This window comes from Microbacterium sp. 1154 (assembly GCF_031455375.1).
GTDB lineage: Bacteria > Actinomycetota > Actinomycetes > Actinomycetales > Microbacteriaceae > Microbacterium.
In genome coordinates this window covers 1,937,976-1,957,736 of sequence record NZ_JAVDSN010000001.1, presented here as the reverse complement: position 1 = coordinate 1,957,736, position 19,761 = coordinate 1,937,976, and the positions used below count along the sequence as shown (strand labels likewise).

General features: G+C 70.3%; 19 protein-coding genes. 4 read left to right on the top strand and 15 right to left on the bottom strand.

Annotated elements, in window-relative coordinates:
• Positions 1 to 407: 407 nt before the first annotated feature.
• Both J2X55_RS09155 and rpsA read right to left on the bottom strand, forming a co-directional pair.
• The gene (locus tag J2X55_RS09155) at positions 408 to 581 is read right to left on the bottom strand and encodes a hypothetical protein (protein ID WP_181906563.1); all 174 of its coding nucleotides are present in this window, start codon (positions 579 to 581) and stop codon (positions 408 to 410) included.
• Positions 582 to 686: 105 nt separating this feature from the next.
• Positions 687 to 2,141: a 30S ribosomal protein S1 gene (gene rpsA, locus J2X55_RS09150; protein WP_115920676.1), complete on the bottom strand. Its 1,455-nt coding sequence runs from the start codon at positions 2,139 to 2,141 to the stop codon at positions 687 to 689.
• A 457-nt stretch (positions 2,142 to 2,598) separates the two neighbouring features.
• On the opposite strand from rpsA, the gene J2X55_RS09145 reads away from it, so the two are divergent.
• Positions 2,599 to 3,609, top strand: a complete 1,011-nt coding sequence (locus J2X55_RS09145) for a lytic transglycosylase domain-containing protein (protein WP_309822990.1) — start codon at positions 2,599 to 2,601, stop codon at positions 3,607 to 3,609.
• Between the two features lie 4 nt (positions 3,610 to 3,613).
• Here J2X55_RS09145 and J2X55_RS09140 read toward each other — a convergent pair whose 3' ends face one another.
• Positions 3,614 to 6,595, bottom strand: a complete 2,982-nt coding sequence (locus J2X55_RS09140; protein WP_309822988.1) for a DEAD/DEAH box helicase family protein — start codon at positions 6,593 to 6,595, stop codon at positions 3,614 to 3,616.
• A gap of 64 nt (positions 6,596 to 6,659) precedes the next feature.
• Here J2X55_RS09140 and J2X55_RS09135 point away from each other — a divergent pair, with 64 nt between their 5' ends.
• On the top strand, positions 6,660 to 7,796 hold the full coding sequence (locus J2X55_RS09135; RefSeq protein WP_309822987.1) for a hypothetical protein: 1,137 nt from the start codon (positions 6,660 to 6,662) through the stop codon (positions 7,794 to 7,796).
• A 32-nt stretch (positions 7,797 to 7,828) separates the two neighbouring features.
• Here J2X55_RS09135 and J2X55_RS09130 read toward each other — a convergent pair whose 3' ends face one another.
• The 9 genes from J2X55_RS09130 to J2X55_RS09090 form a co-directional block, all read right to left on the bottom strand.
• Entirely contained in the window at positions 7,829 to 9,526 is a 1,698-nt protein-coding gene (locus J2X55_RS09130; RefSeq protein ID WP_309822985.1) for an AarF/UbiB family protein, read from the bottom strand.
• Positions 9,527 to 9,578: 52 nt separating this feature from the next.
• Positions 9,579 to 10,157 carry a PadR family transcriptional regulator gene (locus tag J2X55_RS09125; protein WP_115920668.1) on the bottom strand — a complete coding sequence of 193 codons (579 nt, stop codon included), beginning with the start codon at positions 10,155 to 10,157 and terminating at the stop codon, positions 9,579 to 9,581.
• A 90-nt stretch (positions 10,158 to 10,247) separates the two neighbouring features.
• Positions 10,248 to 11,156, bottom strand: a complete 909-nt coding sequence (locus tag J2X55_RS09120; RefSeq protein ID WP_115920666.1) for a phospholipase — start codon at positions 11,154 to 11,156, stop codon at positions 10,248 to 10,250.
• Between the two features lie 379 nt (positions 11,157 to 11,535).
• A complete protein-coding gene (gene pgi, locus J2X55_RS09115) occupies positions 11,536 to 13,215 on the bottom strand; it encodes a glucose-6-phosphate isomerase (protein WP_309822983.1) in 1,680 nt (559 codons plus the stop codon).
• Between the two features lie 63 nt (positions 13,216 to 13,278).
• Entirely contained in the window at positions 13,279 to 13,980 is a 702-nt protein-coding gene (locus tag J2X55_RS09110; protein WP_309822982.1) for a CoA pyrophosphatase, read from the bottom strand.
• A 9-nt stretch (positions 13,981 to 13,989) separates the two neighbouring features.
• The gene (locus J2X55_RS09105; protein WP_309822981.1) at positions 13,990 to 14,481 is read right to left on the bottom strand and encodes a Sec-independent protein translocase TatB; all 492 of its coding nucleotides are present in this window, start codon (positions 14,479 to 14,481) and stop codon (positions 13,990 to 13,992) included.
• On the bottom strand, positions 14,469 to 15,287 hold the full coding sequence (gene tatC / locus J2X55_RS09100) for a twin-arginine translocase subunit TatC (protein ID WP_309822980.1): 819 nt from the start codon (positions 15,285 to 15,287) through the stop codon (positions 14,469 to 14,471). The genes J2X55_RS09105 and tatC overlap by 13 nt, the downstream gene beginning before the upstream one ends.
• Positions 15,284 to 15,532, bottom strand: coding sequence for a twin-arginine translocase TatA/TatE family subunit (gene tatA, locus J2X55_RS09095; RefSeq protein WP_309822979.1), 249 nt, complete (start codon positions 15,530 to 15,532; stop codon positions 15,284 to 15,286). The genes tatC and tatA overlap by 4 nt, the downstream gene beginning before the upstream one ends.
• Before the next feature lie 18 nt (positions 15,533 to 15,550).
• Positions 15,551 to 16,525 (bottom strand): 3,4-dioxygenase subunit beta, encoded by a 975-nt coding sequence (locus tag J2X55_RS09090; protein WP_309822977.1) that lies wholly within the window; start codon positions 16,523 to 16,525, stop codon positions 15,551 to 15,553.
• A 165-nt stretch (positions 16,526 to 16,690) separates the two neighbouring features.
• On the opposite strand from J2X55_RS09090, the gene J2X55_RS09085 reads away from it, so the two are divergent.
• Positions 16,691 to 16,999 carry a hypothetical protein gene (locus tag J2X55_RS09085; RefSeq protein ID WP_309822975.1) on the top strand — a complete coding sequence of 103 codons (309 nt, stop codon included), beginning with the start codon at positions 16,691 to 16,693 and terminating at the stop codon, positions 16,997 to 16,999.
• Positions 17,000 to 17,047: 48 nt separating this feature from the next.
• Here the strand turns inward: J2X55_RS09085 and J2X55_RS09080 are convergent, their stop codons facing one another.
• The 3 genes from J2X55_RS09080 to J2X55_RS09070 form a co-directional block, all read right to left on the bottom strand.
• Positions 17,048 to 17,422 (bottom strand): VOC family protein, encoded by a 375-nt coding sequence (locus J2X55_RS09080; RefSeq protein ID WP_309822972.1) that lies wholly within the window; start codon positions 17,420 to 17,422, stop codon positions 17,048 to 17,050.
• 94 nt (positions 17,423 to 17,516) lie between these two features.
• Complete coding sequence (locus J2X55_RS09075) at positions 17,517 to 18,212, bottom strand: YafY family protein (RefSeq protein WP_115920651.1); 696 nt, start codon at positions 18,210 to 18,212, stop codon at positions 17,517 to 17,519.
• Positions 18,213 to 18,270: 58 nt separating this feature from the next.
• On the bottom strand, positions 18,271 to 19,098 hold the full coding sequence (locus J2X55_RS09070) for an SDR family NAD(P)-dependent oxidoreductase (RefSeq protein ID WP_309822967.1): 828 nt from the start codon (positions 19,096 to 19,098) through the stop codon (positions 18,271 to 18,273).
• A 187-nt stretch (positions 19,099 to 19,285) separates the two neighbouring features.
• Here J2X55_RS09070 and msrB point away from each other — a divergent pair, with 187 nt between their 5' ends.
• Entirely contained in the window at positions 19,286 to 19,744 is a 459-nt protein-coding gene (msrB, locus tag J2X55_RS09065) for a peptide-methionine (R)-S-oxide reductase MsrB (protein ID WP_309822966.1), read from the top strand.
• Positions 19,745 to 19,761: the final 17 nt, after the last annotated feature.

The window sequence follows — 19,761 nt, the reverse complement described above, 5'->3', positions numbered from 1 at the left end:
GCATTTGACAAGTGCACGCTGTTGAGTTCTCAAGGAACGGACGCACCCACAGAAACGATCTCTCGACCTACCCGTGAGGCAGTTCACTTCATTTGACAGCCGACGATGACGGAACCACATTGGGATCTCAGGAAGATCAACCTCGGGAACCAGTCATGCGACCGAACCAAAACCGTACACCACGAAGATGAGGGTTTTGGGTGGTCCGCCACTTGAGACGAAGCGGGGCCTTCCGGCCTCTCCGCTCTCCCCTGTGGGGCGAACAAGTAATACTTTACGTCGCTCCGGCCGACTCAGCGAGTTCAGCCGTATCCCGGGCGTGTCGAAGCGCTGTTTCCGCGGAATTCCGCGGTAGTGCGCGAGGGGGCCCGGTCGGCGCGTGCGCCGACCGGGCCCCCTCGCTCGCGTCAGACGAGTGATCCGAACGATGTCGCCAGGGCGCCGGCATCCGTGTGCCCTCCGGTGAACTCGACCCCGCCGAAGAACATCGCGCCGATGACCAGCGCGAAGACGAAAAAGATCGAGAGGAACAGCACGGCCACGCCGGCGAGGGTGATCAGCAAGGGAAGTCGAGAAGCCATGCGTTCATCCTGCCCTGCTCTCCCGGTCGCCCACCAGGGCTTGCGCCCGGTAACGACCGAAGGCCGGCACCTCCGAAGAGGTACCGGCCTTCAGTGTGAGACGGATCAGCGACCGGAGAGCTTCTCGCGAAGCGCAGCCAGCGACTCGTCGTCGGCGAGGGTGCCCTGGGCGGGCGACTCGGACGAGAACGATCCACCGAACGAACCTGCGTCCGTCGGGTTGGCCGCCTCGGCCTCGAGGGCCTTGGCGACGGCAGCCTTGTGAGCCTCCCAGCGACCCTGAGCAGCGGCGTACTCCTGCTCCCACGCTTCGCGCTGGGTGTCGAAGCCCTCGAGCCAGGCACCCGACTCGGGGTCGAAGCCCTCGGGGTACTTGTACTCGCCACGCTCGTCGTACTCGGTGGCCATGCCGTACAGCGCCGGGTCGAACTCGGTGCCGTTGGGGTCGACCGACTCGTTGGCCTGCTTCAGCGACAGCGAGATACGACGACGCTCCAGGTCGATGTCGATGATCTTGACGAAAACCTCTTCGCCGACCGAAACGACCTGCTCGGCGAGCTCGACGTGCTTGCCCGACAGCTCGGAGATGTGCACGAGGCCCTCGATGCCATCGGCAACGCGGACGAACGCACCGAACGGAACGAGCTTGGTGACCTTGCCCGGAGCGATCTGACCGATCGCGTGGGTACGGGCGAACACCTGCCACGGGTCTTCCTGCGTCGCCTTGAGCGACAGGGAGACACGCTCGCGGTCCAGGTCGACCTCGAGGATCTCGACGGTGACCTCCTGGCCCACCTCGACGACCTCGGAGGCGTGCTCGATGTGCTTCCACGAAAGCTCGGAGACGTGGACGAGACCGTCGACGCCACCCAGGTCGACGAACGCACCGAAGTTGACGATCGACGAGACCGTGCCCTTGCGGACCTGGCCCTTGTGGAGGTTATTGAGGAACGTGGTGCGCGACTCGGACTGCGTCTGCTCGAGCAGGGCGCGGCGCGAGAGCACGACGTTGTTGCGGTTCTTGTCGAGCTCGAGGATCTTCGCCTCGATCTCCTGACCCAGGTACGGCGTGAGGTCGCGGACGCGACGCAGCTCGATGAGCGATGCCGGGAGGAAGCCGCGGAGGCCGATGTCGACGATGAGACCACCCTTGACGACCTCGATCACGGAACCGGTGACCACACCGTCGTTCTCCTTGATCTTCTCGACGTCGCCCCACGCACGCTCGTACTGCGCGCGCTTCTTGGACAGGATGAGGCGACCTTCCTTGTCCTCCTTCTGGAGAACGAGGGCCTCGACGTGATCGCCGACGTTGACGACCTCGTTGGGGTCGACGTCGTGCTTGATCGAAAGCTCGCGCGAGGGGATGACGCCCTCGGTCTTGTAACCGACGTCGAGGAGGACCTCGTCGCGGTCGATCTTCACCACGGTGCCTTCGATGAGGTCGCCGTCGTTGAAGAACTTCAGGGTCTTCTCGACAGCGGCGAGGAAGTCCTCAGCCGAGCCGATGTCGTTGATCGCGACCTGCTTGGTAGCCGGGGCGGTCGTTGCGGTAGTCATGTAGTGGGTTGTCCTAGTTGGGTGTGGTGTCGGGCTCCGACTCCTGTACCCGTCGATCCGAAGACCGGGGGCATCGCGCTGACGCCGCCCGAAGGCGAACTCCAGCCACGAGTCGAAGCGAAGCGGATTGTTTGTGCGATGTCACGGGCTCACCAGATAGGCAGAACCCACGTGTGACACCTCAGTCTAACGCACCGCACTCCCCGCGCGGTGCCGGGCTCGACACCCGCGGCGACGGCCTCGTCATACGGCGACACCTCCCCGCGCGGGGCAGACGGACGTAGGTTCGGCCATGCCACGAGCGATTCGCCCCCGATCGGCATTTTTGTCGCGCCGATCTGAGGCCGACCGCCCAGGTGGCATCCAGAAACACGTGCCAAGCTCCCCGTCTTGTGCCCGCTGAACGCGGGTCGGACGGTGACACCCGCACCGCCCTCCCTCACGTGAAACCGGTTCTATGCGCTCTGACTCGACGCCCCCCATCAATCGTCGTGACCGCCGCCTTGCCGCCCGCCGCACTCGTCGCCGCCCCGTGACGACAGCGGGAGCAGTCGTGCTCGGCGTGGTCGCGGCCGCGGCTCTCACCGGCACCGCGCCGGCCGCCACCGCCTCCCCCGCGGACCTCTCGACGGCGACCTTCTCGCTCGCCTCCTCGATCACCCCCACCGTTCTCGCGGCGACCCCCGGGCCCGAGAAGACCGAGGCGAAGTCCGCCGAGACCGCGGCCTCGACCTCGATGCAGGCCGCCACCACCGTGCAGAACGACATCGCGGCGTCCGGTCTCGACATCGGCCAGCCCGCGACGGTGGACACCGCCGCTCTGCAGCAGGCGACGGACCGTCTCGAGGCGGCATCCGTTCTTCCGGAGACCTTCCTTCCCGCCCTCGCCGAAGAGGTGACCGCGGCTTCGGTCGCCGTCGACCAGCGCGTCGCGGAGCTGCGCGGGGGCCTCGACGCCGCCGTCGCCAAGAAGGCCGAGGAAGAGGCCGCCGAGAAGGCGCGCCAAGAGGCGGAGGCCGCGAAGGCCGCCGCCGCCGAGAAGGCCGCGGCCGAGAAGGCCGCGGCCGAGAAGGCCGACTCCTCGTCTTCGTCGAACTCCGGCAGCAGCGGAGGCGGCGGTTCGTCGGCCCCCATCGCCACCGGAGGCGGCTCGGGGGACAACAGCGTCGCGGGCGCTCAGGCCGCTGCGCGCGACATGCTCGCAAGCCGCGGCTGGGGCGACGACCAGATGTCGTGCCTCGTGTCGCTGTGGAACAAGGAGTCGGGCTGGAACTACAAGGCCTACAACTCCGGTAGCGGTGCCTACGGCATCCCGCAGGCTCTCCCCGGAAGCAAGATGTCGTCGGCCGGCGCCGACTGGCAGACCAACGCCGCGACCCAGGTCTCGTGGGGTCTGGGCTACATCTCGGGCCGCTACGGCACTCCGTGCGGCGCCTGGGGTCACTCGCAGTCGACCGGGTGGTACTGAGCCCTCAGCTCCATCTCACGACAGAGCGCGCCGCTCCGGAGAACCCTCCGGTGCGGCGCGCTTCTGCGAGCAGAGGGAGGTTCTGGGGACCGGCGAGCTCGTGCAGGCGCGCCGGTCCGACGTGCACCTGCCAAGCCCCGTGGAAGCGAAGGGCATCGGCGCGACGACGGCCGATCTCCGCGGGGACGGCGACGAACTGGCGGGGGTGCGACCGTCCCGCACGCTCGAGGATGCGCCGCACCCACCACCGTCCTCCCCCGCGGTCGATCTCGAGGACGAAACGCGGGGTGCGGATCGGCCCGCACACGTCTTCGAGGGCCGCGCCGAACGTGCGCTGGTCGGCGAGGCTCGCGTGCGGCATGCGCACCTCGACGCGGATGGCGTCGGCATCCGTTCGCTCGTTTCCGAGGGTCGGGGCCTCCCACAGCGGCTGGACGCGCCCGCTCTCGGCCAGCGCGGTCCACACCACCCCCGCGATGTCACGGAGCGTCCCGGGCGCATCACGGGCCTGCCGACGGACACGGCGCCAGGCGGTGACGAGAGGCGCGCACACGGCGACGCCGACGAGAGCACCGGCGGCGCCCAGGGCCGGGCCGACGACCGGCGGCAGGAAGAACGCGAGAGCCAGGAGCGCAGCCGGGACCACCGCTGACACGACGGACCACCCGCCCAGCGCGCGCGTCGCGACGACCGACGTCGAGAAGACGGGCGTCCGCGCGGGGCGTTCGATCAGCGCGGACCGTTCCTCGCGGTCGTCGTACGGGGTGCCGACGCGCCACGCGGAGCGCGTGGCGGCGCGAGGGGGGACGGAGGCCAGGGCGTCGACCCGCTCCACGGACGCATCCGGGGTTCCAGCGAGCACGTCGTCGAGGGCAGCGCGGCGCTCCCGCCCGAGGGCGGCCGCGAGACCGCGGACGATGCGATCGGGATGGTCGGCGTCGATCCCCCACAACCGGTCGTGCTTGCGGCGGAGGCGAACGGCGTCGGGTTGCGCGTCGAGACCAGCGGCCGGCGGGAGCAGCGCGGACACCGTCCAGTTGTGGGCGACCTTCTCCGCCCAGTTCGGGTCGAGACGCAGCGTGCGCCCGCGCAGCTGTTGCGTCGCCGACGCCGTCGCCACCGCGGTCAGGTCGATGAGCGTATTGACCGCGGGGCAGTCCCAGCCCTCGCCGAACAGGCCGCGGGTGCCCACCACGACCTCGAGGGCGCCCGCGGTCAGCAGACGCGAGACGGCTCCGACGATGCCCGTCCCCGCGGTCCCGCGGACCTCGACGCACGCGGCGTCGTCGGCGCACGGCTCCACGCTCAGCTGCGCGCCGAGCTCGCGGGAGAGCGCCGGCAGCACGGTGTCGACGTGCCGGGCGGCGAGGCGCACCGTCGAGGACGTGACGAGGATCGAACGCAACGTCGAGGTCTCGGCATCCGTCGCCAGGAGGGAGAAGGTCCGCACCGCACCCGCCGAGCCGAGCAGACCGCCGTGGACGTTTCCGTGGGTGACGAAGTCGGTCACGACGAGGGCGCGGAGACGGTCGCCGAGCTCGGCGCGTTCGTGGGCGAGGATGTCGCAGGCTCCGCGATCCTTCGACAGCGAGGACGCCAGGACCGTGTCGATCGGATCGCGCGTGCGACGCACGCCCCGGTCGGTGAGCGCGAAGCCGAAGTCGGCGAGAAGACGACGAAGCCGCTGCCAGTCGTCGGCGCGCGCCGGATCGGGAAGGACCCGGTCGAGGGCGAAACGGCCGAGCAGGCGCAGCGTCTCGTCGGTGGTGGGCGCGCGGCGCGCCACGGCCGGGAGGCGCGCGATGAGCGGGTCGTCGGGGGCGACGACCGAGAACATCGCCGCGGCCGCCTCGGCCCCGGCGAAGTCGGCGTCGAACGCGGTGGCCAGGCACGCGTCGATCTCGGCGACGGGATCGGCGGGCGCGGGCGGCGGCTCGATCCCGCGCGCGCCGGCGGACGTCGGTGCCGCTGGCGCCGGGATGCCGCCCTCGCCGCGACCCGTCTCGGACGCCGGGTGCGACGGCTGCAGGACGCCGCGGATGAACGCGCGCCCGGCTCCGACGGCGAAAGTCGTCCGCAACGCCTCGGCGAGGGCCTCGGCATGGGCCGACAGGAAAGCGAGCTCCTCATCGGTCGGCGCGACGACGTGCACGAGATCCCGATACGGAGCGAGATCGCCCTCCCGCACCACCGCCGGGACGGGGACCTCCAGGTCGACCTCTCCCAGAAGCGACACGTAGTTGTCGTACTCGTTCGCATCGTCGGGCGAGGGAAGCGTCGCGGTGAGTCCGATCACGAGCGGTTCACGACCCTCCGCCCGCACCCGGGCGACGAACGCCGCCACCACGAGCGCCCAGTGGTCGAGCAGGTGGTGGCATTCGTCCAGCACGATCGTCTCGACCCCCGCGGCGACGAGGCGATCGAGGAGCTCGCGGGCGTTCGGATGCAGCGCCGCCGTGAGGGCGGCGGCATCCTGTCTCGCGAGCGTCCGCCGCACGGCGCGCGAGCGGGAGCGGATGCCACGGCCGTACGCCTCGGTATTGCTCGCGCTCAGCGCGTCGAGCCACGCGTCGGCCTGCTCCGGCGTGCGGTCGTCGTCCACGAGGTCCGCGACCCAGCGGGCACGGGCCAGTTCGGTGAACGCCTCGCTCGAGTCGACGACGCTGACGGATTGATAGGTGAGAGCGGTGAGGTCGGCCGGGTCGTCCGGGTCGTCGGAGACGGCGGCGTCGTCGTGGGCGAGCGCGCGGGCGGCGGCCACCCACTGCGCACGGATCGCCGTGGTGGGCGCGAAGACGACGGCCCGCCCGCCGCGACGAGCGGCGAGGAGGAGACCGAGGAGGGTCTTGCCGGCCCCGGGCGGGGCGACCAGGTGCACGGGCTCTCCTGCATCGACGTCGACACGCTCGAGGGCGTCGGCCTGGTAAGTGCGGAGCGTACCGTCGAAGCGCCACGCCGACAGGGGACGGGGCGGAACGGTCGACACCGCGCCAGTCTAGGGAGGCGCCCCCTACGGGCGGGCGGACCGACACCCGCCGGAGAGGGAGACCGTGGACCTGCGTTGGCTCGATGCTCCCGCCGAAGACGTCCGCCGCGAGCTGCCCACGGTCCCGGAGCACGTACCGCCGCCGTGGGTGCCCACCCGTCGTCGCCTGCTGGTGCGTCTGAACGCCGTGGCGCTGGTGTGGACGCTGTTCTTCCGGGTCTTCGGCACCGGCCTGCAGGTCGACGTGACACAGGACGGGGTGCTCACCGCGGAGGACGTGCACTCCCTCGTGGTGACGCTCGTGATCGCCATCGTGTGGATCGCCGCGAGCATCGCCCTGTGGGTCTGGTCGAGGAGGCCGTCCACCCCCGTGCGGCTGCGCCGCGCACGCCGCGCCCTGACCGCCCGGGCGAACGGCTACCGCGCCGCGCCCAGCTGGCGCGACACCTTCCGGGCGATCGTGACCGGCCACTCGGCCGGGGTCCGGGAGTACCCACGGTTCGTCGACCAGGACGGACGCGTCGAGTTCGGCACGATCCGGATCCGGATGCCGCGCACGCGCCCGCGCTCCTACGTGAGCGTCACCCTGGCCTCCCCCCTCCCCCACCTCGTGCTCGACTCGGTCGCGAACGACGGCGTGCGCTCCGGCTTGCCGGAGAACCTCGCCGAGCGGCAGAGGATCTCGCTCGAGGGGGACTTCGATCGCGTCTTTCGCGCCTACGCTCCGCAGGGATACGGCAGGGACGCCCTGTACGTCCTCACCCCCGACGTGATGGCCGCCCTCGCCGACCACGCGCGCGAATACGACGTCGAGATCATTGACGACCGCGTGGTCTTCTTCCGCGCGGACCGTCGGCGCTGGGACGACCCGGCCCTGTGGCGCGAAGTGGAGGCGATCCTCGCCCACGTCGTTCCCCGCGTGAGACAGCGATCGCTGCGATACATGGACGAGCGGGTCGACGGTCAGGCCGCTGTCGACATCGCCCGCAACGCGGTGCGCGAGCGATCGCGCTCGATGGCCTGGCGGCCCGCGACGCTGGTCATCGGCCCCGACGGCAGACGACTGCTGTTCCTGACGCAGCGAAACGGGTCCTGGGCCAACGTCCGCGTCATCGCGACATTCATGATGAGCACCGCCGTGTACGGCTTCCCGGTCTTCATCGGGGCGGTCGCGTTACTCGGGATCTTCGACGGCAGGTGACACGTCCCGCCGGCGCGAAAGGTCGCTGCTCCTCAGGCGCCGTTGCGGCGAGCCACGAACCCGGCGAGGACGGCGTGGGCGAGCGGCACCACCGACGCGACCATGAGGATCGTGCCGAGCACGGCCTGTTCGGCCTGCAGCAGGATGCCGCCGATCAGCAGCCCCGTGAAGAGCACCGCCGACACCACCCGGCGGATCATGCGCTCCAGATCGCGCAGGCGCCTCTCGATACGCGGGGTCTGGACCGACACCGACCCGTCCTCGAAGCGCGAGATGAGGTTGTCGGCGCGGCGCGGGAGGCGCGCGGTCACGGCGGCCACGGCCCCCACCTCGCGCACGAAGGCCTGAGCGGCGTTGCCGCTCTCTTCGCGGATCAGGCGCTGCGCGTAGGGCTCGACGGCGTCCCAGATGTTGAAGGCCGGATCGAGGGCGCTGCACATGCCGCTGGTCAGCGACATCGCGCGGACGATGAGCAGGAAGTTCTCGGGCAGCTGGAACGGCAGGGACCGCACGACGTCGCCGAACTCGATCGCGAAGGCACGGAACTCGCGGGGGTCGACCTCTTGCAGCTCGGCGAAGCCCATACCGCCGAAGCGCGAGAAGAGCTGCGTCATCGCCCGCTCGAGCTGAATGGTGTCGGCCGAGGGCAGCAGGACGCCCACGTCCCGGATGCCGTCGACCAGGCCCTTGCCGTCGCGTGAGGCCGCCGCGATGAGCACGCGGCGTAGGCCCCGTCGCAGGCTCGGCGGGACCTCGCCCATCATGCCGAAGTCGATGAACGTGAACCGCCAGGCCGGGGTGCCGGCATCCGTCGTCGAGGGAAGCGGCGTGACGAAGACGTTGCCGGGGTGCGGATCGGCGTGGAAGAAGCCGTCGTCGAAGAGTTGGTCGAACATGACCTGCGCGAAGCGCGCAGCGACCTCGGACGGGTCGATGCCGGCGGCGCGCAGGGCGTCGACGTCGTTGATCTTGATCGCGGTGACGTCCTGCAGGGTGAGGACGCGACGGGTGGTGCGCTCCCACACGACGTCGGGGACGGCGATACCGCCCTCTCCCCCGAAGTCGGCGGCGAAGCGCTCGGAGTTCGCCGCCTCGTGGAGGTAGTCGATCTCTTCGAGGCTGGTCACCGCGAACTCCTCGACCAGGGAGGGCATGTCGACGCGGTCGCGTACGAGAGAGACCTTGCTGAGCCAGACGCCGACCTTGCGAAGGGCGCGGAGGTCGACGTCGACGATACGGTCGATGCCGGGCCGCTGGATCTTCAGGACCACCGCGCGCAGACCGGTCTCGTCGGAGAGCTCGGGCGTCAGAACGGCCCGGTGCGCCTGCCCCAGGGAGGCGGCGGCGAGGGGACGTTCGTCGACGCTCGCGAAGGCACGCTGCAACGGCATCCCGAGCTCTTCTTCGGCCCGAGCCCGCATCTGCGCGAACGGGACCGCGGGCACCTCGTCTTGCAGGCCCTCGAGCTGTTTCGTGATGGAGGGCGGCAGGACGTCGAGGCGCGACGACATGAACTGGCCGACCTTGATCATCAGACCGCCGAGGTCGACCGCCAGCACGTGGAAACGCTGGGCGATGCGTTCGAGCCGCCGGGTGCGGCCCCGGGCGGAGATCCACCCGAGACCGAACCGCGGCAGGAACAGCTCGAACCACCAGGCCTGCACCAGGTAGCGCGCCGCGAAGCGCGTGATCCGCCGGTAGCGGGCCTTCATGAGGGCGTCGTCGGTCATCGATTCTCCTGGATGCCGACGGGCGGGAAGCCCCCGTCGAGCGGGCGTGACCTCAACCCTGGGCGAGGATGGAGTAGAGCTTACGGCGGGCCTCGTCGAGGATCTCGACGGCTTGCGCCACCTGCTCTTTGTCTCCCGTGCGCGCGACCTGGGCCGCCGCCTGGGCGAGCTCGACGCCCGCCTTGGGCAGCGCGGTCATGCGGCCGCCGTCACGCGAACCGGCCGACTCCCACGGCGCGGTGCGCTCGGTGGTCTCGTCGCCCGCGGCGGCACGACCTTCGGCGGTCAGCGAGTAGGTCTTGCGGCCGTTGGACTCCTCGGCCTGCACGAGACCCTCGTCGGTGAGCAGCTGCAGGGTGGGGTAGACCGAGCCGGGGCTCGGTTTCCACGATCCGCCGCTGCGGTCCTCGATCTCGCGGATGATCTGGTAGCCGTGCATGGGCTGTTCGAGCAGCAGCGAGAGGACGGCTGAACGCACGTCGCCCTTGTTCATGCGGGGCGAGGAGCTGGTCTTCTGCTCGAACTGCGTGCGCAGCTGCTCGAGACCCTCGAGGATGTTGGACATCGGCCAGCCGGGGGTGTTGCTCCCACCGCGTCCGCCGAACGCGTCTCCCAAGAATGAACCACTCATGACGACCTCCTTCGCGCGGACCCGATCTGAGTCAGCGATACATAACGATATATCGCTGACGAAGGCCGCGGGCCGTCGCCGGGGGGATTCTCAGTACCAGTTCATCGCCTGCGAGTGACCCCAGGCGCTGCACGGGGTGCCGTACCCGCGGGAGATGTAGTCGAGGCCCCAGGCGATCTGGGTCGCGGCGTTCGACTCCCAGTCGGCGCCGAACGAGGCCATCTTGCTGCCGGGGAGCGCCTGGGGGATGCCGGTGGCCCCGCCGTCGTTGTTGTAGGCCTTGTAGTTCCAGCCCGACTCCTTGGTCCACAGCGACGAGAGGCAGGAGAACTGATCACTCCCCCAGCCGTACTTCTCGGAGGCCAGCTGCGCGGCGTACGCCTTCGCCCCATCGGTGGTGTTGACCCGGGCGAGAGCCGCCGCCGCGTCGGCCTGGCGCTGCGCCTCGGCGGCAGCTGCGGCCTCGGCCTGACGCTGCGCCTCGGCCGCGGCATCGGCAGCCGCTTTCTCTGCCTTCGCCTGGTCCAGGCTCCCCTGGACCTCCGCGACGCGAGCGCTCACGCGATCCGTCTCGGCCTGGGCGTTCTGACTGAGGGCGGGAACGAGCAGCACGGGGAGGAGATCGCGCGAGGTGAGCCGGTCCACGGCATCCTGCAGGGCACTCGTATCGATCGCGGCGTCGCCGATCGCGAGCGGGAGTCCGGTCGCGGCGACGTCGGCCTGCACTGCGCTCGCGTTCGAAAGCGCCGTCTGCGCACCATCGAGGGCGGTGCTCGCCCCCGTGCTGACGGCATCGAGGGTCGGCGCCGTCGACACGGGAACCGAGGTGCCGGGAGCGGAGAACGACGAGGCCGACGCGTCGGGCAGCGAGAGGGGGGACGCCATCGCGAGGCCGGTCGTCGCGACCAGGCCGAAGGCGAGGCCGGCGCAGGTTGCCGCCGTGACGAGGGTGCGCCGGGCGCGGTTGACGTGGGTGAGCTTTATGTCGGAACGCAGCAAGAGAACAGGAATCTTTCGTCGGGGGCGCGCTCGTCGGGTTCGAGCACGGTGTCGTGCCGTCGGGTCGGCACGGGCCCCGAGTGTGGGTGCTGGTTCTGGACGTTATCTTTTCGTTACCTGGAAGACCGGTGGGAGCCGGGTCGTCCGTACACGCCGGCGCGAAGGGGCTCGGCCGGCGATGACGCTTCTCCTTCGCGGGCACGCAAGTGCGGCACGAATACCGTTATCACCAGGCATTTCTCTCCATCTATCTCTTCCGGGACACCTCAACTCCTGCTGAGCTTCGCAGCGGGGACAGAAGAAGGCCGATTCGGCGGAGAAAAATCTCGCCGAATCGGCCCCCGGCGACGGATCCGGCCGTCGCCCTGCGTTCTGCGGGTCAGCCGCGGTGCGCCCGGTAGTAGTCCAGCAGCGCGCGGGTCGAGGAGTCCTGGGCGGCCAGAGCCTGGTCGTCGCCCTCGATCGCGGGAGCGATCTGCAGCGCGAGCTGCTTGCCGAGTTCGACGCCCCACTGGTCGAAGGAGTTGATGCCCCAGATCGTGCCCTGCGTGAAGGTGATGTGCTCGTAGAGGGCGATCAGCTGACCGAGCACCGAGGGCGTGAGCGACGGCGCGAAGATCGACGTCGTCGGACGGTTGCCGGGGAACGTCCGCGCCGCGACGAGAGCTCCGGTGGTTCCCTCCGCCTCCACCTCTTCTGCGGTCTTGCCGAACGCCAGCGCCTTGGTCTGCGCGAGGAAGTTCGCCAGGAACAGCCCGTGCACGTCGCGCCCGTCGTCGGCGCGGGGGTAGGCCGGGTTCACGAAGGCGATGAAGTCGGCCGGGATGAGCCGCGTGCCCTGGTGGATGAGCTGGTAGAAGGCGTGCTGGCCGTTCGTCCCCGGCTCACCCCAGAACACCTCGCCCGTATCGGTCGTGACCGGGGTGCCGTCCCACCGGACGGACTTTCCGTTGGATTCCATGGTCAGCTGCTGGAGGTACGCAGCGAAGCGGTGCAGCTGCTGCGCGTACGGCAGCACGGCGTGCGACTGGGCGCCGAGGAAGTTCGTGTACCAGACGTTCAGCAGTCCCATGAGCACGGGCACGTTCTGCTCGATCGGGGTGGATGCCACGTGCTCGTCGACCGTGTGGAAACCGGCGAGCAGGTCGCGGAAGACGTCGGGTCCGAGGGCGATGGCCAGCGACAGCCCGATCGCGGAGTCGACGGAGTACCGACCGCCCACCCAGTCCCAGAAGCCGAAGGCGTTCGCGGGATCGATGCCGAAGTCCGAGACCTTGTCGAGGGCGGTGGACACCGCGACGAAGTGGTGGGCCACGGCGTCGGTGCGCGCGGCATCCGAGTCGTCGATCGCGCCCTTCTCGGCGAGCTGCGCCCAGAGCCAGTCGCGAGCGAGACGGGCGTTGGTGAGGGTCTCGAGGGTGGTGAACGTCTTCGACGCCACGATGAACAACGTGGTCTCGGGGTCGAGGTCGGCGGTCTTCTGCGCGATGTCGGTGGGGTCGATGTTCGACACGAAGCGCGCACGGATACCGGCGTCGGCGTACGGCAGGAGTGCCTCGTAGACCATGACGGGGCCGAGGTCGCTGCCGCCGATGCCGATGTTCACGACGGTGGTGACCTTCTTGCCGGTGACCCCGCGCCACTGACCCGACCGCACGCGGTCGGCGAAGGCGCTCACGCGATCGAGCACCTCGTGGACGTCGTGGTCGACCTGCTGGCCGTCGACGACCAGCGCCGGCTCGGCACCGGCCGGACGCCGCAGGGCGGTGTGCAGGACGGCGCGGTCCTCGCTCGTGTTGAGGTGGACGCCGCGGAGCATGTCGGCGAAGCGTTCACGCACGCCGGTCTCTTCGGCGAGCGCGACCAGGGCGTCGAGCACCTCGGGGGTGACGAGGTTCTTCGACAGGTCGACGTGGAGGTCGCCGAGGGTGCGGGTGAGATCACTGGTGCGATCGGCGTCGGCGGCGAACCAGCCGCGCAGATCGGGAGTGAAGTCCTCGCGCAGGGCGCGGAGGCGGGACCAGGCGGAGGTGGAGGTGGGGTCGATAGGCGCAGTCACGGGTTCCACGCTAGCGACCCGCGTCCTCCGCCACGCCGCGGATGACGAAGTCGGCGCGACGCGCTAGACGCGGTCGACCGACCGCGGCACGGGAAGAGCGATCTCGCGCTCGTCGTTCCAGGGTTCGGTCCAGCCGAGACGGTCGAACAGGCCGTCGAGCAGCATGGCGGTGAACCCCCAGACGGTCTGCGGTCCGCGCGGCGTCTGGAGCGAGAACGCGGGGCCGCGCCACTCCCGGCCATCACGGCGGATCACGGTCACGCCCCGCCGATCGGGGTCGAGCAGGTCGGCGACCGCGACGCGGAACACGTCCGCTGATTCGGAGGCGTCGACCGCGCGCACCGGCGTCGGGCGCGTCCACCACCCCAGCACCGGGGTCACCTCGTGACGCGAGAACGCCAGGGGCACGCTCTCGAGCGTCCCCAGCACCTCGACCCCGGCAGGGTCGAGCCCCGTCTCCTCCCGCGCTTCGCGCAGCGCCGCCGCCACGGCATCCGCGTCTTCGACATCGACCCGGCCGCCGGGAAAGGCGACCTGCCCCGGGTGGGCGCGCAAGGTGCTCGCTCGTGCGAGAAGGAGCACGTCGAGATCGCTCGGTACGGAGCTCGATGTCCGGCGGCTGGGCACCCCGTCGAGCACGCCGAAGAGGATCAGCACCGCCGCCGCGCGCGACTCGCCCTCGACGGGTAGCGCCTGCAACGCCGGGGAGACGTCGCCGAGGCCCCGTGCGAGGAGGTCCTCGAGCTGTGCGCGGGGAGAAGACATGCGTCGAGGCTAAGCCGTCGTGGCGACCCGCGCGGTCGAATCGTCGGTGGAGACCGCGCCCGCGTCGGGCTCGGCGTCCTCGGTCGTCGCCTCGACGGGCACCTCGATCCAGCGCGGGTGGGCGGAGCTCCCGACCCGGACGCGGCGCATCGCAACGCTCCCGGGCCCCGAGGGGGCGGCACCGGCGGTCGCGCCCTCGCCCGCGGGGCGCTTCTGTGCGGCCGGAAGGGCGGCGGATGCCGAGACCGGAGGCTCCGCAAGAGCTTCGGCGATGATGCGGCGCGGGTCGTATCGCCGGGGGTCGAGGGCGCGCCACTCGGCCGTGTCGGCGGGCACCCCGAGTTCGGTCGCGGCGCGGTGCCGAGCGGCATCCACCGTCCGGCGCAGCCCCGCGACGCCGGCCGCGAGTCGCGCGACCACCCCGGGAAGACGTCGCGGACCGATGAGGACGGCGGCGATAAGCCCCACCAGGAGCAGCTTCTCGACGGTCAGGCCGAACATGACGCTTCCTCGGGGGCGAGAACACGCGCCGACCGAGCGCGAGCGCGATCGTGCAGGGCTGCGATCGCGAGCGCTGCGGCGTACAGGGCGGTCATCGGGACGGCGACCAGGAACATCGACATCACGTCGGCCGACGGCGTCGCGAGGGCACTGAACAGCACGATGGCGACCACCGCGTACCTCCAGCTGCGCGCCAGCGTGCGCGCGGAGACGATTCCGGCGAGGTTCAGCACCACCAGCACGACCGGCGACACGAAGGCGATGCCCGTGGCGACGACGATCTTCAGGACGAAGTCGATATAGGCGCCGGCGTCGAGGATCGTGGAGTCCTCGCTGGAGGCGAACCCGGCCAGCACCGACACCATGTGCGGGAAGAGCAGCAGTCCACTCGCGCAGCCGGCCACGAACAGCGGAGCCGCAGCACTCACCGACCCCAGGACGTACCGCCGCTCTCGCCGGGTGAGGCCGGGAAGCACGAAGGCGAACAGCTGGTAGAGCCAGACGGGGCTCGACAACACGAGCCCTGCGACGAGAGCGACCCGCAGGCGCAGGTCGAAGGCGCCGGTGACGCTCTCGAAGTTGAGGCTGGCGTTGCGCTCGACCGCGATCTGCGCGATCGGCGCGCGGACCAGGTCCATCACCGGCTCGTAGAGGAACCAGCCGGCCAGGGCGCAGATGGCGAGGGCGACCGCCGCCCGCACCGCTCGTCGCGTCGCCTCGTCGAGGTGGGCGGCGACGGGCAGGGGGGCCGATCGCGCCGCCTCGGGTCGAGACGGCGGGGCGGTGGGAGCAGCGGCGGCGGTCATGACCGGCTCGGCGGGGAGAGGACCACGGGAGCGGATGCCGAGGGGCGTTCGCGGGACGCGGGGTCCGCGGTCTCATCGGCGGGGGCATCCGGCAACTCGGTCCGGGACTCGGCGACCTCGGTCTTGAGGATACGCACGGACTGGCCGAGACTGCGGGCGAGGGCGGGAAGCTTGGCCGCTCCGAAGACGAGGACGATGACCGCCAGCACGATGAGGGCGTGCCAGCCGGTGAGATTCTGCAGCATGGGAAGGGTCCTTTCGGGTCAGCCGCGGCCGCCGGGAGCGGCGCCCGCGGTCGGAGCGGTGGTCGTGTCGACGCGTACGCCGAGCGAGACGGTCCAGCCGGCCGAGTTGTCTCCGGAGGTGGTGGCGAGCTCGAGCGCTCCCCCGTCGTCGCCGAACACGTTGTCGCCGTCGAGCGAGACGCGCGAGAGGTTCGATGCCGAGGACGGATACGTGCTCGTGTCCGCGTAGACGATGGCGCACGTCTGTTCGGGCAGGGCGACCTGCGACGTCGCGATGGCGTTGGTGGAGTCGGTGATGGCATCCACGTTCGGATAGACCTCGAAGTGGATATGCGGCCAGCGACCGTCGTAGCACGCGGGGAAGATCGAGGTGAAGGACACGACACCGTCGGAGCCAACGACCTGCACCCCTCGCAGATACGTCTCGTTCTCGATGCCGGAGGAGTACATGGAGTAGCGGCCCTCGGCGTCGCAGTGCCAGACGTACACGGCGGCCCCGGCGAACGGCACATCACCGTTGGCGGTGTCGAAGATCGTGAGGTTCAACGTCATGGGCACGCCCGCGGCCGTCGCCCCACCGTCGAGACTCGAGCGCAGATCGCCGCGGACGATCCCGGACTGCTCCAGGACGTCGACGCCGTTGGATCCGTCGCCCGGGTAGGGACCGGCGGTCTCGTCGGGGATCTCACCGGCGGGCAGCGCCGCAGCTGCGCCGGACGCCGTCGCGCTGGGCGTCGCGGTGGGTGTCGCGGATGCCGAGGGCGTCGCCGTCGCGCTCGCCGTGGGCGTTCCGGAGGCGGCGGGGCTGCACGCCGCGAGCGTGGCGGTGCCGGCTCCGAGTACGACGAGGCCCAGGATGCCGCGGCGCGACACGAGCGTGCGGATGTCGAAGGGCGCGCCCTGGTCGACGACGGGTTCGTCGGCGCGGTCGAGGAGACGGCCCTCGTAGGCGGGGCCGTCGGAGGTCATCTGGGTGTCAGGGATTCTGCTCATGTTCTGCTCCATCGGTCGAGGCGGGTGTCGTGAACCGAGGATGACCGGGCGTCCCTGTCCCCACCCTCACCGAATCTATGAGCAGGCTATGGACGACGAACGGGCGGGAAATCCGACGGCCCGCGCGTCCATGACGCGTGTGAGGATGAAGGAGGGAGGATCCCGATGCCGGATCAACTGCACGCCGTGACGCTCGTGGTGAACATGCCGATCACCAAGATCGACGCCCTCGACGCGATCGCGTTCGCCGCCGACGGCGGAGTGGAGGGTGCCGGAACCACCCGTCCGCGCGTCTGGCTCGCCCCGCACGCGTGGGCAGAGGTCGAGATCCCCAAGTTCGCCGATCCGCCGCCCTTCGCCATCGACGTGTACTCGGATGTGTCGGGTGAGATCGCGTGGGCGCAAGCTCGACGCCTCGCCGCTGCGCTGGATCGCTTCGGGTGGAGCGTCAGCCCGCCGCGTTCCGGCGCCTGAGTAACCGCCCGCGCCGGCAGACACCACACCGCTCGGACGGCCCCGTCGTTAGCTCGCCGCGGGCCTGCTGAACAGGTTCACGACATTGCCGTCGGGATCGCGGACGAGCGCCGACCGGTTGCCCCACGGCATGGTGGTGGGTTCGAGCACCACGTCGTCGTCGCTCATCCGCAGCCTCGCGAATTCGGCGTCGACATCGGCGACCTCGAACTCGAGGAGGACCGACCGGTTCGTCGCGGGGGCGACAGCCCCGTGGAGCATCGCGACGGTGGCGGTGCTCGCGATCGCGAGGTTCGTGCCGGAGCCGCGGAACTGCGCGAAGACGGGAGCGGGGCGTTCGGCCTGCTGGCCGGTGATCCGCTCGTAAAAGGCGACAACAGCGTCGAGGTCGTCGGTGACGATGCGGAGGGAGGTGAACGACATGGCATTCCTTCGGTGGGGCGGACGAGATGAGGGCTCCAGCCTCACGCGGCGTCGCGACACCGTCCTGTCGGTGTTTCGCGGATCCCCGCGACCTTCAGTCCTCGACGATCGAACGCAATCGCCCGTACCGGATGTCGAGGTCCGCGGCGCGGAGGGCGCGTCGAGGGGGACGCTCCTGCGTCACCTCGATCGAGCGCATCCGGTCTCCTCGAAACGCACGGACCCCGTCTCGCAGGCGGCACCAGGCGACGAGGTACCACTGCCCGTCCTTGCCGATCGATCCCAAGGGCTCGACCTCGCGGGTGGACTCCACCCCGCTCGCGTCCTCGTATCGAAGGCTCACGACGCGATCCGCGCGAAGGGCCGCGGCGAACTCGGACGGCACCGCGGCGTCGCCCTCGGTCTCCAACAGATGCACGCGTGAGGCGAGCGCGCGGGCACGTGCCGCGTCGTCCTCCGGCATGACGGCCAGCACCTTCCGCATCGCCGTCCGGGCCGAATGCCGGAACGGGCCGCGCTGGAGAGTACCGAGCCCGATGAGCACCGCGAGGGCCTCGTCGAGAGTGAATCCCGCCGGTCCCAGGGTCGCGGAGGCATCGATGACGTAGCCACCGGTCCGGCCCGGCTCCGCCCAGATCGGCACGCCCGATGCTTGCAGCGCCGCCAGATCCCTCTCGATGGTCCGCATTGACACCTCGAACCGCTCCGCGAGACGGCGCGCACTCCGCGGCCGCGGCGAGACGGCGCGCAGCTCCTCGACCAGGCCGTAGAGACGATCGGTGCGGTTCACTGCCCCATCATGCGTCATGACTCCCGCGCTGCGACGACGCGGGGCACCCGCAAGCGGGTCAGCCGTCGAGACCGACCAGCACCTCGCTGCGCTCCCAGAGCTGCCGCGCGACCACCGGGTCGTCGGCCAGGCGGCTCGTCCTCGCCGGCTTGTTGTTCGAGTAGAAGCCGCCGGGGGTCCAGTCGACGCCCGGCTTGCCGAGCGCGAGCCAGGTGAGGCGCGCCCCGCCGACCGAGGTCGAGGTCATCAGGCGCTGAGCGAGCGGCCCGCTGTAGAGGAACTTCCACGGCCCGTCACTGGTCGAGCCGAAGTTCGAGGCGATCACGCCGGGGTGGAAGGCGACCGCCGAGAGCCCCGCGTCTCCGAACCGGCGGTTGAGCTCCTTGGTGAACAGCACGTTGGCGAGCTTCGCGTTGCCGTACGCCGTGGTCGAGGAGTACCGGTGCTCGCCCTGCAGATCATCGATGTCGAACCGGGGGAACAGCTTCGCCGCGGCGCTCGAGGTCTGGATGACCGACGCGCGCGACTCCACGAGGCGCTCGCGCAACAGATTCGTGAGGAGGAACGGCGCGAGGTGGTTCACCTGGAACGTCGTCTCGTAGCCGTCCGCGGTGAGCGTGCGCTCGCCGAACACCCCGCCCGCGTTGTTCGCGAGCACGTCGATGCGCGGGTAGCGCTCGAGAAGGGATGCCGCGAGCTCGCGCACCTGCGACAGCTCGCTGAAGTCCGCCACGAACGACTCCACCCCGAGCGTGCGCGCCACGCGAGCGGTCTTCTCGGGGTTTCGCCCCACGACGACCACCTCCTCGCCGAGCTGGGCGAGCTGCTTCGCGGACGCGGCGCCGATGCCGTCGCTGGCGCCGGTGATGACGATCGTGCGGGTCATACGTACCTCCTGGTCGGTGTCGCCACGCTAACGCGGGCACCGATGAGAACCCGGGGGCTTGCCCTCGGCATCCGGCGTCCGGGAGAACTCACAGGCCGCTCCCAGCCCCGCGGGACCAAAAACGACGGGGAGGGCGTTCTCTAGAAAGACGCCCGCACCGGGGCGTCGCGACGAGAGGACACGAACCGTGAGCACGGAGTACCGGAAGACGTCGGAGGCCCTGAGCCGTCTGACGAACCGCCAGTTCGCCGTCACGCAGGACGACGCCACCGAGCCGCCGTTCCGCAACGAGTACTGGGACAACCACGAGGACGGCATCTACGTCGATGTCGTATCGGGACAGCCGCTGTTCTCGTCGGCCGACAAGTTCGAGAGCGGTTCGGGGTGGCCGAGCTTCACCAAGCCCATCGACGACGCCGCCGTCGTGGAGAAGACCGATCGCACCCTCTGGATGACGCGCACCGAGGTGCGCTCCGCCGGAGCCGACAGCCACCTCGGGCACCTTTTCGACGACGGCCCGCGGGATGCCGGCGGGCTGAGATACTGCATGAACTCGGCGGCGATGCGTTTCGTGCCCGTCAGCGAGCTCGAGGCCCAGGGGTACGGCGCGTACCTCCCCCTGTTCCGCGAGAGCCGAGCCTCATGAACCTCTTTTCTTTCCTC

What these genes read in the sequence shown, in the direction of transcription:
- J2X55_RS09110 (WP_309822982.1), bottom strand. Translation starts at nt 13,980, where the DNA reads ATGTCTTCTCCCCGCGCACAGCTCGAGGACCTCCTCGCACGGGGCCTC.
- J2X55_RS09090 (WP_309822977.1), bottom strand. Translation starts at nt 16,525, where the DNA reads ATGAGCAGAATCCCTGACACCCAGATGACCTCCGACGGCCCCGCCTAC.
- tatC (WP_309822980.1), bottom strand. Translation starts at nt 15,287, where the DNA reads ATGACCGCCGCCGCTGCTCCCACCGCCCCGCCGTCTCGACCCGAGGCG.
- J2X55_RS09070 (WP_309822967.1), bottom strand. Translation starts at nt 19,098, where the DNA reads ATGACCCGCACGATCGTCATCACCGGCGCCAGCGACGGCATCGGCGCC.
- J2X55_RS09155 (WP_181906563.1), bottom strand. Translation starts at nt 581, where the DNA reads ATGGCTTCTCGACTTCCCTTGCTGATCACCCTCGCCGGCGTGGCCGTG.
- J2X55_RS09105 (WP_309822981.1), bottom strand. Translation starts at nt 14,481, where the DNA reads ATGTTCGGCCTGACCGTCGAGAAGCTGCTCCTGGTGGGGCTTATCGCC.
- tatA (WP_309822979.1), bottom strand. Translation starts at nt 15,532, where the DNA reads ATGCTGCAGAATCTCACCGGCTGGCACGCCCTCATCGTGCTGGCGGTC.
- J2X55_RS09130 (WP_309822985.1), bottom strand. Translation starts at nt 9,526, where the DNA reads ATGACCGACGACGCCCTCATGAAGGCCCGCTACCGGCGGATCACGCGC.
- J2X55_RS09085 (WP_309822975.1), top strand. Translation starts at nt 16,691, where the DNA reads ATGCCGGATCAACTGCACGCCGTGACGCTCGTGGTGAACATGCCGATC.
- rpsA (WP_115920676.1), bottom strand. Translation starts at nt 2,141, where the DNA reads ATGACTACCGCAACGACCGCCCCGGCTACCAAGCAGGTCGCGATCAAC.
- J2X55_RS09080 (WP_309822972.1), bottom strand. Translation starts at nt 17,422, where the DNA reads ATGTCGTTCACCTCCCTCCGCATCGTCACCGACGACCTCGACGCTGTT.
- J2X55_RS09125 (WP_115920668.1), bottom strand. Translation starts at nt 10,157, where the DNA reads ATGAGTGGTTCATTCTTGGGAGACGCGTTCGGCGGACGCGGTGGGAGC.
- J2X55_RS09145 (WP_309822990.1), top strand. Translation starts at nt 2,599, where the DNA reads ATGCGCTCTGACTCGACGCCCCCCATCAATCGTCGTGACCGCCGCCTT.